Annotated in this window: 14 protein-coding genes and 1 tRNA gene; 9 read left to right on the forward strand and 6 right to left on the reverse strand. The window is 40.3% G+C overall.

All coding sequences use genetic code 11. The features are described from left to right. Nucleotide 1 precedes the first annotated feature (1 nt). Nucleotides 2–77: transfer RNA gene (locus tag Q4575_RS19305), tRNA-Val, on the forward strand. A gap of 192 nt (nt 78–269) precedes the next feature. Here the strand turns inward: Q4575_RS19305 and Q4575_RS19310 are convergent. Beyond that, nucleotides 270–1,049: a lipase gene (locus tag Q4575_RS19310; RefSeq protein ID WP_215962063.1), complete on the reverse strand. Its 780-nt coding sequence runs from the start codon at nt 1,047–1,049 to the stop codon at nt 270–272. Nucleotides 1,050–1,277: 228 nt separating this feature from the next. Between Q4575_RS19310 and Q4575_RS19315 the strand changes: the two genes are divergently transcribed. Next, nucleotides 1,278–2,435, forward strand: coding sequence for an acyl-CoA dehydrogenase family protein (locus tag Q4575_RS19315; RefSeq protein ID WP_303523902.1), 1,158 nt, complete (start codon nt 1,278–1,280; stop codon nt 2,433–2,435). Nucleotides 2,436–2,444: 9 nt separating this feature from the next. Beyond that, on the forward strand, nt 2,445–3,221 hold the full coding sequence (locus tag Q4575_RS19320) for an SDR family NAD(P)-dependent oxidoreductase (RefSeq protein WP_303523903.1): 777 nt from the start codon (nt 2,445–2,447) through the stop codon (nt 3,219–3,221). 62 nt (nt 3,222–3,283) lie between these two features. Here Q4575_RS19320 and Q4575_RS19325 read toward each other — a convergent pair whose 3' ends face one another. Next, nucleotides 3,284–3,562 (reverse strand): hypothetical protein, encoded by a 279-nt coding sequence (locus Q4575_RS19325; RefSeq protein ID WP_303523904.1) that lies wholly within the window; start codon nt 3,560–3,562, stop codon nt 3,284–3,286. A 379-nt stretch (nt 3,563–3,941) separates the two neighbouring features. On the opposite strand from Q4575_RS19325, the gene hisG reads away from it, so the two are divergent. The 6 genes from hisG to hisA are packed head-to-tail and all read left to right on the forward strand — an operon-like array spanning nt 3,942 to nt 9,738. Then, complete coding sequence (gene hisG, locus Q4575_RS19330) at nt 3,942–4,841, forward strand: ATP phosphoribosyltransferase (protein ID WP_215962067.1); 900 nt, start codon at nt 3,942–3,944, stop codon at nt 4,839–4,841. 3 nt (nt 4,842–4,844) lie between these two features. Then, on the forward strand, nt 4,845–6,170 hold the full coding sequence (gene hisD, locus Q4575_RS19335) for a histidinol dehydrogenase (RefSeq protein WP_303523905.1): 1,326 nt from the start codon (nt 4,845–4,847) through the stop codon (nt 6,168–6,170). Next, complete coding sequence (gene hisC / locus Q4575_RS19340) at nt 6,160–7,275, forward strand: histidinol-phosphate transaminase (RefSeq protein WP_303523906.1); 1,116 nt, start codon at nt 6,160–6,162, stop codon at nt 7,273–7,275. The genes hisD and hisC overlap by 11 nt, the downstream gene beginning before the upstream one ends. Then, nucleotides 7,272–8,345, forward strand: coding sequence for a bifunctional histidinol-phosphatase/imidazoleglycerol-phosphate dehydratase HisB (hisB, locus tag Q4575_RS19345; protein ID WP_303523907.1), 1,074 nt, complete (start codon nt 7,272–7,274; stop codon nt 8,343–8,345). The genes hisC and hisB overlap by 4 nt, the downstream gene beginning before the upstream one ends. Further along, nucleotides 8,345–8,974 (forward strand): imidazole glycerol phosphate synthase subunit HisH, encoded by a 630-nt coding sequence (gene hisH / locus Q4575_RS19350; RefSeq protein WP_215962070.1) that lies wholly within the window; start codon nt 8,345–8,347, stop codon nt 8,972–8,974. Before hisB ends, hisH begins: the two co-directional genes overlap by 1 nt. A 2-nt stretch (nt 8,975–8,976) precedes the next feature. Beyond that, the gene (gene hisA, locus Q4575_RS19355) at nt 8,977–9,738 is read left to right on the forward strand and encodes a 1-(5-phosphoribosyl)-5-[(5-phosphoribosylamino)methylideneamino]imidazole-4-carboxamide isomerase (protein WP_303523908.1); all 762 of its coding nucleotides are present in this window, start codon (nt 8,977–8,979) and stop codon (nt 9,736–9,738) included. A gap of 400 nt (nt 9,739–10,138) precedes the next feature. On the opposite strand, the gene Q4575_RS19360 is transcribed toward hisA, so the two are convergent. The 4 genes from Q4575_RS19360 to Q4575_RS19375 all read right to left on the reverse strand — a co-directional run bounded on the left by Q4575_RS19360 (nt 10,139) and on the right by Q4575_RS19375 (nt 14,198). Next, nucleotides 10,139–10,351 (reverse strand): DUF2892 domain-containing protein, encoded by a 213-nt coding sequence (locus tag Q4575_RS19360; RefSeq protein ID WP_272179892.1) that lies wholly within the window; start codon nt 10,349–10,351, stop codon nt 10,139–10,141. Between the two features lie 138 nt (nt 10,352–10,489). Further along, entirely contained in the window at nt 10,490–11,725 is a 1,236-nt protein-coding gene (locus Q4575_RS19365; RefSeq protein WP_303523909.1) for an amidohydrolase family protein, read from the reverse strand. Between the two features lie 10 nt (nt 11,726–11,735). Next, entirely contained in the window at nt 11,736–13,115 is a 1,380-nt protein-coding gene (locus tag Q4575_RS19370; RefSeq protein ID WP_215962073.1) for an amidohydrolase, read from the reverse strand. 120 nt (nt 13,116–13,235) lie between these two features. Then, on the reverse strand, nt 13,236–14,198 hold the full coding sequence (locus Q4575_RS19375; RefSeq protein WP_303523910.1) for a hypothetical protein: 963 nt from the start codon (nt 14,196–14,198) through the stop codon (nt 13,236–13,238). Nucleotides 14,199–14,975: the final 777 nt, after the last annotated feature.

A 14,975-nucleotide genomic window follows, 5' to 3' on the forward strand; every position in this document is an offset into this window, starting at 1 on the left:
TGGGCGGTTAGCTCAGCTGGGAGAGCATCGCCCTTACAAGGCGAGGGTCACTGGTTCGAGCCCAGTACCGCCCACCACTTTACTGCCGCATAAGAGTTATTAGTCACTTCGGTTTAACTCATTCTATAAAACGATTCATCTTCTAATAAGCTTCTATTTCTTTTTTCGAACTAAATTCATCCTATTTGACCGCTTAGTCTCTTTTTCGACTAATTTAACGATAAAACGATTGTTGTTCCCCCCCCTCATCACAGGCAAAACATCCCTTTCTATCGCTCATCAAACAAACTTTTATTGCGAATATACTTCTGCATGTAATGGTAAGTAATTGGCCTTAACAACCAACTTTTAATCGATAACCAAAGTCGCTTTGACGGGCTAATATTTTCAAACATAACCCCTTCGTGTAACCACAAAGACTTGCCAACATGTCGATAAATAAAAGGCAACGGTGGTAAAAACGTGACAATATCAACGTCACAGCATATTCGGTAGGTCTTATGATGAAGACTGTAATTGCGATAGAATAACTGCCCGCCGCAGGAGGGCTGGCCAAAAGTGACTACGCGTTTTACTTTTACATTAGGAAGTTGATAGAAGCGGTCTGCAAACAAAACTGCAAGAGAACCGCCCGTCGAATGCCCCGTAAACGTTACCCTCTTGCCCTCTTTCATAAGTGGTATTAATACGTTTTGGATCCGTATACCTAGTGGTAACTTTTCTGAAGAATCGCTTACAAAACTGGGCTGTTTTAGTAAATTATGCATTCCCCAATGAATATCAAATTTTCTATTTTGATCACGATACCTTTTTTTAAATGCACATAGATTAAATAGCCAATCATACACATTGTGAGATCCGCGAAAGACAACTACCACTTCCTTTTTGTGTTTTTGCCAGACGATTCGGACACATGATTTGTGAAACCTATCTAAAATTTCGACCTGCTCAAAATGACCAAAGTCGGCGATAAGCTCACTATCTTTCAAATAAGCAAGTTGACACAATATTGCGTACTTTTCGTATGCATAACGTTTAAGTCGTTTCAACCCGTGTCCTATATAAGCACTAATACATGCATTAAAAATTGTCTAAATATAATTGCCTCGGACTATATTGTGTTTTTGTTAAGCTTTTATGAAAATGCTCTGGTTGTAAAAAAGTAAAATAATCAATACGTTTTTGACACGACAATATCGTGCCCTATCCTTTAATTAATCTCATCTGTGATGCACAGTACGCGCAACTAAGCTCATAAATAAAAAAAGATATTTTCTATGAATACGTCCTTAACTGAAGAACAACAACTAATCCAAGATACTGCTCGGCAGTTTGCAGAACAAGAACTTGCTCCTGTGGCGGCAAAACATGATATTGCAACTGATCAAACGTTGTTTTTAAGTAATCTAAAACAACTTGCCGAACTCGGATTTATGGGACTTAACACAAATGCCGATTATGGCGGAACAGAAGCAGGCACTGTTGCTTTTAGCTTGGCAATTACTGAACTTGCAAAAAGTTGCGCTGCGACAGCGGTAACCACATCTGTCACTAACATGGTTGCAGAAGTCATCCAAGCAGTCGGCAATGAGCAACAAAAACAACACTATTTACCTAAAATATGTTCAGGCGAATATCCAGCAGCAGGGTTCTGTTTAACCGAATCAGGTGCAGGCAGCGATCCTTCCTCTATGCGCACATCGGCTGTTAAAGACGGCGACGACTATATTCTAAATGGCTCAAAAATATTTATTACAAGTGCAGAGTTTGCTGGGGTATTTGTCGTTTGGGCCGTCACTGATAAAGACGCGCCAAACGGCAAGGGTATTTCGTGTTTTCTTGTCGAAAGACAAACACCCGGCGTAATCATTGGGCCAGCAGAGCACAAAATGGGGCAAAAAGCGTCACCTACCAATGAAGTGATCTTTGAAAACTGTCGTGTGCCTTCCTCTGCATTAATGGGAAAAGAAAATCAGGGTTTTAAAGTGGCTGTTGCGGAGTTATCTGGAGGCCGAATTGGCATCGGTTCGTTAGCGCTTGGTATTGGTTTGGCGGCGATGGATGTAGCGCGAAGTTATATAGCAGAACGCAAACAATTCGGTCAAACCTTAGATAAATTTCAAGGATTGCAATGGATGTTAGCTGACCGTTATACCGAATTGGAAGCCGCCCGTATGTTGTTAATGAACGCAGCAAGTTTAAAAGAACGTGGTAAATCATTTGCAAAAGAGGCTTCTATGGCAAAACTATTTGCCTCTGAAAAAGCAAATTCTGCCTGTTATGACGCTCTGCAAATGTTAGGTGGTTACGGCTACATTAAAGAGTATCCATTAGAACGATTTGCCCGAGATGTTCGAATTACCTCAATATATGAAGGTACGTCAGAAATACAACGTATTGTCATTGCCCGCGAACTATTAAAAGAACTAAATTAGAGGCCTGTTATGGATCATAAAAATAAAGTAGCCGTTATTACTGGCGGCGCATCAGGGTTAGGAAAAGCAACATGTGAGCAACTTGTTAAATTGGGTTTAAAAGTTGCTATTTTTGATTTAAATGAAGAACAAGCAAAACTGACCGTAGAATCTTTAGGTGAAGAGAACGCGATTTATTGCCTTGTTGATGTAACTGATGAATTATCAACCCAAAGTGCGTTCAAAAAAGTCCTAAATCATTATGGCGCTATCCATGTTTGTGTTAACTGCGCCGGTATTGCTCCAGCTGCAAAAGTACTTGACCGAGATGGTACTGCTATGGCCTTGAGTAAATTTACGACGGCCATAAATATTAATTTAATTGGCACATTTAACGTTGCGAAGTTAGCGGCAGAATACATGGCTAAAAATGAGCCACTGAATGACTCTCTCGAACGCGGTGTAATAATTAATACGGCGTCAGTGGCAGGCTATGAAGGGCAAATGGGACAAAGTGCTTATGCTGCAAGTAAAGGCGCAATCATCGCGCTTAGTTTACCGATGGCGCGTGATTTAGCTCGTTCAGGTATTAGAGTGAATGCAATCGCCCCTGGTATCATGGGAACACCGATGTTGTTAGGTATGCCAGACAATGTGCAGGAAAGTTTAGTCAATAATATCCAATTTCCGAAACGCATGGGTTACCCAGCAGAATTTGGTGACTTAGTAGGACATATTATTGCGAATGCTTATATTAACGGTGAAACCATTAGACTAGATGGCGCGATAAGAATGCAACCTCGCTAAAGAGGTTGCACTTTTACCAAATCAGAGTCGTTTAATAAAACTTAACAGGGGCTTTTTAGCTGTTAGGCATAAAAATCTAAGTGGCGACGACCTTCGTTGTCATGATAGACGCCCTTGCCCTTGGAATTTGTCTCAGTTTCATCTTTTTCTTCCGGCTCGACTTCTAACGTATCATCATCTTTAGACGCCGCATGTTGATGTTGATGTTGATTTTTAGGATCGTCTTCACTAATTTCACGTGACTTACTATCTTTATATGTTGGGTTTATTGCATAATGATTTTTTTTATCCGGCTCATTTGGAATAGGACGCGTCAACACGCTATATAAAAAATCTACCATATCTCAGCTCCTTTAATTTTATATTGTCACAATTTTGACATTTAAATCGGAATATAGTTCACTTATTAACCATTTATCGACAGTTATTCAATTTAGTTGAGTTTTTGATATTTTTTTTATAAAAAGTCGGTTGCATTTTCCTCAAAATGAGCATAATTTGAATAATAACTCTAAATCAGAGCAAAAAATTAAAAGAAGCGAACCTGAAAATGACTACAACAATTTGGCATCATCATTTACCAACGAAATAGTTTTCAGCTGATTTCGCTGGAGATTATTGTAATAGTCTCCTAAGCACAGCATTGCAAACCCCGGAGGCTACACCTTCGGGGTTTTTTACATTTTAACGATTTAAATAAAAATATTTTGGGACACCAACATGACTGACAAATCTAGACTCCGTATAGCAGTACAAAAAAAAGGCCGATTGAGTGACGAATCACTGAAATTACTTAAAGCAATTGGCGTAAAATTGTCGATCCGAGATAGATTGCTCATCGCTCATTCAACCAACCTACCTATCGACTTATTACTTGTCCGTGATGATGATATTCCAGGTTTGGTGATGGATGGTATTGCTGACCTCGGATTCATTGGTGAAAACGAGCTTGAAGAAAAAATGTTAGAACGTGAAGCTGCAAATGAACCGGCTGATTACAAACTACTTAAACGTCTCGAATACGGCGGATGTCGTTTATCAATTGCTGTTCCAAACGAATTTGAATACGAAGGCCTTTCATCATTTGAAGGCACAAGTATCGCAACAACTTACCCGCAGCTTCTAAAACGATTTTTACAAAAAAATAACATCGCAGCACAGCCAGTAATGTTAACGGGTTCAGTAGAAGTAGCCCCTCGTGCTGGTATCGCCGACGCAATATGTGACCTCGTTTCTACCGGTGCAACTCTAGATGCTAATGGATTATACGAAGCGATTGAAATATTTAAATCAAAAGCAGTTTTGATCCAAAAACAAGAAACCTTGTCTGCTGATAAACAACAATTGATCGATACTTTACTGCCGCGCATCAACGGCGTTATGCAAGCGAAAGAATCAAAATACATCATGTTACACGCGCCAAAAAACAAGTTAGAGCAAGTTAAGGCTTTATTACCAGGTGTTGAAAACCCAACTGTTTTACCTTTATCTGGGAATGACGACCAAGTGGCTATTCACGTTGTTAGTAAAGAAAATCTATTCTGGGAAACGATGGAAAACCTAAAAGATTTAGGCTGTACGTCGATTTTAGTTATGCCAATTGAAAAAATGATGGGCTAATTTATGATTACATGGCAGTCACTGTCGTCCTCGCAGCAATTACAGGTGTTAGAACGCCCTGTAATTGCAGGTCGCCAAGGGTTAACTTCGACAGTACAGGACATTATAAAACAAGTACGAACTCAAGGCGACGCAGCGTTATTGGCGTTGGCAGAAAAGTTTGATGGCATTACCTTGCCACAGCTTAAATTGACTGACCAACAAAAACAAAAAACGCTGACCTTATTATCACCAGAAGCAAAAGCAGCAATTGATTTAGCTTACAACAACATTAAGCAATTTCACCAAGCACAAGTGGCGCAAGATATTAGTATCACGACTAGTGAAGGTGTGAATTGTCAGCTAATCAATCGCCCTATTGCTGCGGTCGGACTATATGTTCCAGGTGGCAGCGCGCCACTTCCATCAACGGTTTTAATGTTAGGTGTCCCGTCGCAAATATCAGGTTGTAAACGGGTGGTTTTGTTTACTCCAGCGGACACAAGACCAGAAAATTACGGCAGTATTACACCAGAAATATTGTACGCGGCGGAAATTTGTGGTGTCGATGAAATCTATTTATCAGGCGGCGCACAGGCGATTGCTGCAATGGCTTATGGAACGGAGTCAGTCAAAAAAGTAGATAAGATTTTTGGTCCAGGTAATAGTTTTGTTACAGAAGCAAAACAGCAAGTGAGTTTAGACCCTGCTGGTGCGGCAATCGATATGCCAGCTGGCCCGTCAGAGGTCCTTGTGATTGCCGATAAAAATGCTAACCCAGAATTTATCGCAGCAGACTTGTTGTCTCAGGCTGAACACGGTCCTGACTCGCAAGTTATTTTAGTCGCAGATGACGTGAACGTAATTAACGAAACTGCAGCGGCAATCGAACGACAACTTGCCATTTTGACAAGAGCCGACATTGCCCGAAAAGCACTAGCTAATAGTCAGCTTATTTTAACTGAATCACTTGATCAAAGCATTGAGATCAGCAATAGATATGCACCTGAACACTTAATAGTTCAAACAGATAATGCGACGGAATTATTGCCACTGCTCGACAATGCCGCGTCTATATTTTTAGGGGCCTACACACCTGAAAGTGCTGGTGATTATGCGAGTGGCACTAATCATGTATTGCCAACATATGGCTATTCTAAAGTACTTAGCTCGTTAAATCTGGCAGATTTCAATCGTAAATTCACCGTGCAAACGGTCACTGAGACAGGTATTAAAAATATCGGTCCAGCTATTATGACATTAGCGAATGCTGAAGGTCTTGATGCCCATAGAAACGCCGTAAAAGTGCGACTAGATGCATTAACTGCAGGAGCGGACAATGACAACTAATATTGATAACTTAGTTAGTGAACTGATTCGCCCAGAGTTGAAGACTCTAAAACCTTATGAGTCAGCTAGACGTTTGTTCTCAATGGCAAATGCCGGTGAAGTCGATACCGTTTGGCTAAATGCTAACGAAAATCCTTCAGTCCCAGAGATCTCAATAAACCCAGCCCTCTATAACCGTTATCCAGATTTTCAGCCTGAGCCGCTAATTGCCGCTTATGCTGAATACGCTGGGGTTGAAACCAATCAAGTATTATCAACACGTGGCGCGGACGAAAGCATCGAATTATTGATACGTACATTTTGTCGTGCCGATGGCACTGATTCGATTGTCATTTGCCCACCGACGTACGGTATGTATGCCATAAGTGCCGAAACGCACGGAGCATTAATCAAAAAAGTACCGCTAACTCCTGAGATGCAATTGGATTTACCGGCGGTTTATCAGAACTTAGAAAATACCAATATAGTTTTTGTTTGTAGTCCAAACAATCCGACCGGTAATATTATCAATCGTAATGACTTTATTGCGTTGCTTGATGAGTGTAAAAATAAATGCCTTGTAGTGGCAGATGAAGCCTACATTGAGTTTTGTCCTGAAGCGACGATGGTCGATTTACTGGTGACTTATCCAAATCTTGTTATCACACGTACGTTATCAAAAGCATTTGGCCTAGCAGGATTACGTTGTGGTTTCACTTTGGCGGATCCAAGCGTAATTGATGCATTAAAAAAAGTTATTGCACCATATCCAGTCCCTGCCCCGGTTGCCCAAATCGCAACAGATGCTTTGTCAACAAAAGGGTTAAGCTGGATGACTAAGCAAGTCACACACTTAAATAAATTACGTGACGGTTTTATTGCCCACGCCCAGCAATGGCAACTGGTCAGTCACGTGTACCCCTCTCAAACTAATTTTGTGCTATTAAAACTCAATGCCAAACTCGATGCTGCTGAGGTTTTAAATACCTTCGTAGAAAAAGGCATATTGCTGCGTAATCAATCGAAGCAATTGATGTTAGAGAACACATTACGCGTCACAATCGGCAACGAAAGCCAAATGACCGCCGTTTTAAACCAATTTTTACAGGTAGAAAAAACACTATGAGCAATCAACAACGCATTTTATTTATCGACCGTGACGGTACATTAGTTGAAGAACCTTTAATTGATAAACAACTCGATACGTTAGAAAAACTTGTTTTTGAGCCTATGGTGTTGCCTGTTTTAACGCGCTTACAAAATAAAGGTTACAAGCTTGTAATGGTTTCAAACCAAGACGGTTTGGGCACAGATGCCTTTCCACAAGAAGACTTTGACTTACCGCACGATAAAATGATGCACATTTTTGAGTCTCAAGGTGTGGTATTTCAAGATGTCTTGATCTGTCCTCATTTTGACCACCAAGATTGCAGCTGTCGTAAGCCCAAACTGGGTTTAGTAAAAGATTATTTGCAGCAAGGCAAAGTCGATTTTACTGACAGCTTTGTCATTGGAGATCGTGAAACTGATATCCAACTTGCAGAAAACATGGGTATCAAAGGCATTAAATACGACCGTGAAACTAACAACTGGTTAGCTATAGAAGCGGCGTTAACAACCCAACAACGTATCGCTGAAGTCGTAAGAACAACCTCTGAAACTGACATTCGTGTTGCGGTTAACTTAGATTCGACAGCCAAGTCTGTGATCGAAACTGGCATGGGATTTTTTGACCATATGCTAGATCAAATCGCGACTCACGGTGGTTTCCACTTAAATCTGACTACAGATGGCGATCTTCATATCGATGACCACCACAGCGTTGAGGATACGGCACTTGCTCTTGGTCAAGCGCTGAAAGAAGCCTTAGGTGATAAACGTGGAATTGGTCGTTTTGGATTTGCATTGCCAATGGATGAATGTAAAGCAGAAGCAATTTTAGATATTTCAGGTCGTCCGCATCTAGTGTTTAAAGCTGAGTTTACCCAAGAGCGAGTTGGTGAAATGTCGACCCAAATGGTTGAACACTTCTTTTATTCTTTAGCGCAATCTATGGGGTTAACATTACACCTGTCGACAACGAAAGGAAATGCCCATCATCAAGTAGAAAGCCTATTTAAAGTATTTGGGCGTGCGCTAAGAGCAGCCCTTAAAGTAGAAGGTGATGTACTGCCCAGCTCAAAAGGAGCACTTTAATGGCCGAGCAAAAAATTGTCATTATTGACACTGGCTGTGCCAATATTTCATCGGTGAAATTTGCTTTAGGGCGACTTTCAAACAACGTAGTTGTGAGTGATGATAAAGCCGTTATCAAACAAGCTGACAAGGTATTATTACCGGGTGTCGGTTCGGCATCTGCGGCGATGGCTTCAATTGCACAAAAGGAACTTATTGAATTTATTCAAGAGTTACAACAACCTGTCTTAGGTATTTGTTTAGGTATGCAATTGATGACGACGCAATCGGAAGAAATTCCTGGAAGCCATATTGTTGAAAATAAAATCGACAATATCGCCTGTTTAGATTTAATTCCAACCACTGTTTCTCGAATGAAAACGGGAAATCTGGTCCTGCCTCACATGGGCTGGAACCAAATTAATGTGGAAGGTGATAACCCTCTTTTCGCTAATATTGCCGATGGCAGCTATTTCTATTTTGTGCATAGTTTTTGTGCGCCTATTAGCGACTATACATTAGCAAGTTGTAATTACGGACAAGCGTTTTCCGCCGCGATTGGCAAAGACAATTTTTATGGTGTGCAATTCCACCCTGAACGAAGCGGCACTGCAGGTGCACAACTACTTAAAAACTTTATTGAGATGTAAACATGATCATTCCAGCAATTGACTTAATTGAAGGTTCCGTTGTCCGCCTATATCAAGGTGACTACGACCAGAAAACCGAATACAAAATTGACCCAATCGAACTTGTTGAAGATTATGCCCGTCAAGGCTCAACTTGGTTACACATCGTCGACCTTACTGGCGCAAAAGACACTGCTAAACGTCAATTGTCACTCATCAAAAAAATGGTCGACACTGGTAAAATGAAGTTTCAGACCGGCGGTGGTATTCGTACCGAAGACGACGTAAAACATTTGTTAGACGTAGGTATTAGTCGAGTTGTTATTGGTTCTTTGGCTGCAAAAGAGCCTGAGTTAGTTAAATCATGGATGCAAAAGTACGGTCCAGAACAAATCGTATTGGCGCTTGATATTAATATCAATGCAAAAGGCGAAAAAATGATAGCCACGCACGGCTGGCAAGAAGACTCAGGTGTTGAGCTAGAAGCTCTTGTGGACGATTTTTTGACTGTCGGCCTAAAGCATGTGCTTTGTACTGACATAAGCAAAGACGGGACGTTACAAGGCCCAAATCAGGCACTTTATACAGAATTAGCAGCTCAATATCCGCAAATTAGTTGGCAAGCTTCGGGTGGCATCAGCTGTATTGGTGACATTACCGCTTTAAAACCGGTACTGCGAGACTCTGGAATATCGAATGTAACGCCTTCAGGGGTTATTTTAGGGCGTTCTTTATTGGAAGGTAAATTTACTGTTGAAGAAGCTATTTCAGCTTGGCAACAGTAACCCCATAACAACATGGTTTCTCTCTTATCATATTAAGTACAGTTAGTTGATTCGATCTAAGTGTGCGCTAAGGGAGTGACCATGTTGTTAAAAACAACATTATTCACCCTGTTTTTATTCCCCCCTATTAACGTCACTTTAGGTCGTCGCCGATTAATTGCTATATTTTCACATATTGTGTTTACGCTAACGGTTTCGAACAAAAAACATTAAGATTAGTTTCAGCTATTTTGGACGTTAAAGTCCGGGCACACTAACAGGGCGTGGTCGATATTTAGCTGTAAGGAAAAAGCAAAAATTGAGAAAAGATAAATTTGCGGCATTAGAGGTTTGGTAAGGCGACTAAGTTTATTGTTGCCGCCCTATTTCCAAACATCACGATAAATTGGTATTCCTCTTGTTAAAGACTCACCGACTCGCGTTCTGTTTTTAATCCAAATAATTTCTTCAAAACAATTGCTGCGGGGCAAATTCCAGTAAAACTAGATTGAATTAAATTGACGCCAACAAAAACCGTAAGCCAAACAAATAAAGGCGAAACCAAATTTGTTAAAACTACGGATAATAGGATCATAAAACCTGCAAATATGTTAATTGCCTTTTCAACAGTCATTTTCAAAACCTTATATTAGTAAATTCTAATAAACAACTTTACATTAGTATTAGCTAATGTACAAGAAGCACTGGGCATAAAAAAACCAGCCCTCGGCTGGTTTTCATAACAATATTTAGTTAAACGCTTAATAATGAGCTATTTGATATAAGCTTCACGTTTATCTGAAGTAGAAATATAACGCTCTCTAAGTTTGTCCTGTCTTGAATCGGTGGATGTTTCGTTACCTTCAATCCATAACATTTCGACTTTAGATGAAATTTCAAATGGGTCGCCGCTCCATAAAACCAAATTTGCAGGTTGCCCTACTTCTACAGTGCCTCCTTTAAAACCAAAAATTGACGCTGGATTTTTGGTTAAGGCTGCAAGTGCGCCTTGAACCGACATACCGTATGATATTGCATTACCGGCTTCAAAACGTAGATTTTTTATCAAGTGTGAATCGCTATTTGCAAATATAACCTTAACACCCGCTAAGTCTAATTCCCCGGCATTCTTTAGGGAACTATCTAATGAATCAAAATCACCTGGCAGATTATCAACGCCGCCAATAATTACGGTTACATTTGCTTTTGCGAGTTGTTGTTTAACTTTTACAGCCCCGCTCGCGCCAGCAATAGCGAGTTTAATACCATACTTTTCTTTCAATTTAATCAACTGCAAAATATCGCTCGGTCGTGACGCATAAGCAATCAATGGTATTTCTTTGGCTAATACCCGGTTAATGGCCATTTCATCAACTGTCGGCTCTTTACCGTCATCCTTGCTATCATCCTTAGCCATTTTTTTAACTTGAGCGTCAAACGTGGCCGCTAATTCATTAAAATTAGACGCTCGTGAATCACTAGATGAACCGCCAAAATAAGCTACTACAGACGAGCCAACAGTTTCAACCGATTCGAACTTCGATGATAATTCAACGTTAAAGGTTAGTCCTGAAAACAGCTCACTGTTATAACCAGGTGTAACAACGGAATGAGTAATCCCCCCTTTACGTGCAAATGGAATTAGCGACGTTTCAGGGTTAAATGCAGTTGACGCATCAAATCCAGCGCCGCCCTTCTTAGGCTTCTCATCTCGTGATGTTTTCACTGCACCCACTTCAATTAGTCCCAATTGATTGAGTGACGCGATAAAGCCTGGTGTTAATATACGACCTTGGCCATCAACTGTGCGGTCGACCTCCAAACTTGGTGGGTTAAAAGCGACAATTTTGCCATCTTCTAAAACGACATTAACTCCAACTAAGATACCTTTATCTGTACCGGTATAAACAGTTGTATTGGTGATTGCGACCATTTCGCTGAAAGCAGAAAAGCTCATCAACATTGCCGTGATCACTGAAATTTTGTTCATTAATTTACGTTTGTTCATGACGCTTCTCCTATTGTTGACCTAACATGAAATCGCTAACTGCTTGATATTTTTCATCATGGAGATCAAACACTTTGTCACCATCAACAAATACTTTTTCTGCTTTCGCGTAGACACTAAATGGGTTTTTATTCCAAATAACAACATCGGCCTGTTTACCACTTTCCAATGTTCCTGTTTGGTCATCAATTCCTAACGACTTAGCTGCATTCGCTGTTATCCAAGTAATCGCTTTAGCTTCGTCAATGTCAAAACCTTGCTCTTTTGCACGGTACATAACTTTTGCCGCTTCTTGGTTCAGACGTTGAATCGTCGTATCAGAATCTGAATGAATAATCGCACAAGAGTTTTTAAATGAATCAACTACCGCCGCATTTTCTGGGATCATGTCATAGGCTTCCATTTTGAATCCCCACCAGTCTGGCCACATCGCCGCACAAAGGTTGTTTTCTGCAAGCAAGCCTCCTATTTTGTAGGCTTCAATTGCGTGGTGAAATGTACCCGCGCTATAACCAAACTCTTTTGACATATCGACCATCATAGCCATTTCTTCTGCTTTATAGCAGTGGTTATGGATCTTAATGTCGCCTTCGAGTACCCCTTGAAGTGTGTCCATTTGAATGTTGCGAGCTGGCGCTTCAGGATTTAGCCCCGCTTCATAATCGCGTTCATATTTATCCCATGAACGTTTATATTCAACTGCCTCTGCAAATGCCATTCGATAACCCGCCATGTTCCCCATACGAGTCATAGGAGCGTCTTTGCGGCTACCATAGACACGTTTAGGGTTTTCACCACAAGCCATTTTAAGGCCATAAGGTGCATCTGGGAATTTCATCGCTTGCATCGTTGGTGCTGGCACATTTTTTAATGTAACGCCTCGACCACCAATTAAGTTTCCTGAACCTGGTAAGATTTGAAGGGATGTAATGCCACCAGCACGCGCTGCGTTAAAGCCAGGGTCCTGAGGCCAAATTGAATGTTCAACCCAAACTTCGGCGGTAACAGGGTTAGTCATTTCATTGCCATCTTGATGAGACTCGACGCTAGGGCTCGGATAGGCCCCTAAATGTGAATGTACATCGATAATGCCTGGGGTTACCCATTTGCCACGACCATTAACAATTGTTGCACTTCCGTGCTCAATATTTTCACCAACTGCTGAGATTTTACCATCTTCGATTAAAACGTCTGCGTTATCAAATCGTTCGCCAGTGCCCGTTAAAACAGTTGCACCTTTGATCAGAATCGTTAATTTGGATTTAACTTGATAAGTACTTGGATATGGATTTGGATTTATTTCAACTTTTGGGTCCTGTGGTGCATTACCGGTACACCCTGCAACAACCGCAAGTGCGGCGGCAGTAAAGCCAAATGCGATTCTACGCATAACTTCATTCCTCTAAATGGTTGTCTCACTGACATGTGTATTAACAATAATCAAAAATTTTGACATAAGCTACAAGCGCTTTACGTTAATTTGCAGGTTTTAAAGGAAATGTTGTTAAATTCACGGCGTAATTTGGGATTGACAGGTATTTTTTAGAGCCTTTGGCAATAAAAGTCGTTTTAATTGCGTAAAAGCACCATTTCCAGGATTGTCATCGTTCACAAGATAAACATAACCATTGTCCATTACTATCCCTTCTGCATTAAATAATGCTGGGTAACTATTTTTGGAAATATTGGTCTGCAGATGTTGTTCAGATATATTAACCGTTTTATTAAATACGATTTGCTCAGAGTCCAATTGAATCGACGCCAATACTAATTTAGACCTCTTATTTTGTTTCTCACAAATCGGATCGTTTTTATAACAAAATGACGTAATAATCGCACATTGATCATAAATATGTGTCGCATCACTTATCCTAAACCCATGCTGACTCATTTCGATATCTTGTTGTTCCCCAAATTTATTTAAAGAAATCGCAGGGCGACTCGAAAGTTCAGGTAACAATAGCAATTTTTGGCCGTCCCCCTGCCATAACATAGCTTCATATCCAAAATTGGTAGACTCTTTAATGGTTTTTCCCTGGGGTTGAAGAAACGGTAATGGTTTACTAAATGGTTTAACAACGCCTAGTTGTAACGTTTGCTTTGCGTCATCAAAATCGAGAACCGCACGATATATTTGATGAAATTGAGCATCACCGTCGTTGCCATTGTGTTCATGACTTAAAAATAGGTAGTTTTTATTGTCGCTAAATCCGATAACAATACCTTCCCAGCTAGGCTTTTTAGGAAGATCACCTGTCAACATGATTGACTTCAACTGTAAAATCTCCGCATTTTCCTCAAATACTGAATCGACATGCTTTTTGGAAACATAAAACAACTTGTGATTTTCCTGTGACACAAATAAAAACATTGAACTCAATTTTGTCATCCCAGATATTTGATGAATTGCGGCACCTGACTCATCGCGTATTAATACACTTTTGTCTGCAGCATTTACCGATGTGATTGACAAAATCGTAACCAAAACTACAAATACTCGTCTATTTATAAGTTTTGACAAATTGTTAAACTTGTTAAAAAACATACTTTTCACATTTAGTCTTTATTCTATGGATAAGTTATATCGCATTTTAGTTAAACTTCAATGACATAAATAAAAAGTACAGCTTAAATTCTAAAATAATAGATTATTTTTGAGACAAGTTGGTATCTAATCGAAAGGATATATCGTGCAAATTTCACTGACCTTTTAAAGGGTTAACTGAGGCGTGACAGGCCGTGCTTTTCACAAGAGCCAAACCAACTGAACTACCGCTCCGCAGCAAGTAGATTTTCATTATCAAACTGGGTAGTTATCAAATGGCGCAAAAGATACTTAACATAAATTTAGAAATAATGGGTGAGACATGTCGTGAGTTCCAAATGGTTAACTCGGGAGAGACAGGTAAATTATGGAATTGAATATACATCTGCTCTTATAAAACCTGGGGCGGAACGGACGAGACTCATGCTTTATAAACAAAGAGTGCGACCCCCGGCGTGACAGGCCGATGCTTTTATTAAGAGTCTAACCAACTGAACTACCGCTCCGCAGCACATCGATTTTCATTATCAAACTGGGTAGTTATCAAATGGCGCAAAAGTTACTTAACATAAATTTAGAAATAATGGGTGAGACATGTCGTGAGTTCAATATGGTTAACTCGGGAGATACAGGTAAATTATGGAATTGAATATACATCTGCTCTTATAAAACCTGGGGCGGAACGGACGAGACTCATGCTTTATA

Origin of the sequence: Psychrosphaera sp. 1_MG-2023 (genome assembly GCF_030548245.1) — a bacterium.
GTDB classification, from domain to species: Bacteria; Pseudomonadota; Gammaproteobacteria; order Enterobacterales; family Alteromonadaceae; genus Psychrosphaera; species Psychrosphaera algicola.

Bases quoted from the DNA above. Each gene is read 5' to 3' on its own strand.
- hisH (WP_215962070.1), top strand. From the start codon at position 8,345: ATGGCCGAGCAAAAAATTGTCATTATTGACACTGGCTGTGCCAATATT.
- hisB (WP_303523907.1), top strand. From the start codon at position 7,272: ATGAGCAATCAACAACGCATTTTATTTATCGACCGTGACGGTACATTA.
- hisA (WP_303523908.1), top strand. From the start codon at position 8,977: ATGATCATTCCAGCAATTGACTTAATTGAAGGTTCCGTTGTCCGCCTA.
- Q4575_RS19360 (WP_272179892.1), bottom strand. From the start codon at position 10,351: ATGACTGTTGAAAAGGCAATTAACATATTTGCAGGTTTTATGATCCTA.
- hisG (WP_215962067.1), top strand. From the start codon at position 3,942: ATGACTGACAAATCTAGACTCCGTATAGCAGTACAAAAAAAAGGCCGA.
- Q4575_RS19325 (WP_303523904.1), bottom strand. From the start codon at position 3,562: ATGGTAGATTTTTTATATAGCGTGTTGACGCGTCCTATTCCAAATGAG.
- Q4575_RS19365 (WP_303523909.1), bottom strand. From the start codon at position 11,725: ATGAACAAACGTAAATTAATGAACAAAATTTCAGTGATCACGGCAATG.
- Q4575_RS19320 (WP_303523903.1), top strand. From the start codon at position 2,445: ATGGATCATAAAAATAAAGTAGCCGTTATTACTGGCGGCGCATCAGGG.
- hisD (WP_303523905.1), top strand. From the start codon at position 4,845: ATGATTACATGGCAGTCACTGTCGTCCTCGCAGCAATTACAGGTGTTA.
- hisC (WP_303523906.1), top strand. From the start codon at position 6,160: ATGACAACTAATATTGATAACTTAGTTAGTGAACTGATTCGCCCAGAG.
- Q4575_RS19315 (WP_303523902.1), top strand. From the start codon at position 1,278: ATGAATACGTCCTTAACTGAAGAACAACAACTAATCCAAGATACTGCT.
- Q4575_RS19370 (WP_215962073.1), bottom strand. From the start codon at position 13,115: ATGCGTAGAATCGCATTTGGCTTTACTGCCGCCGCACTTGCGGTTGTT.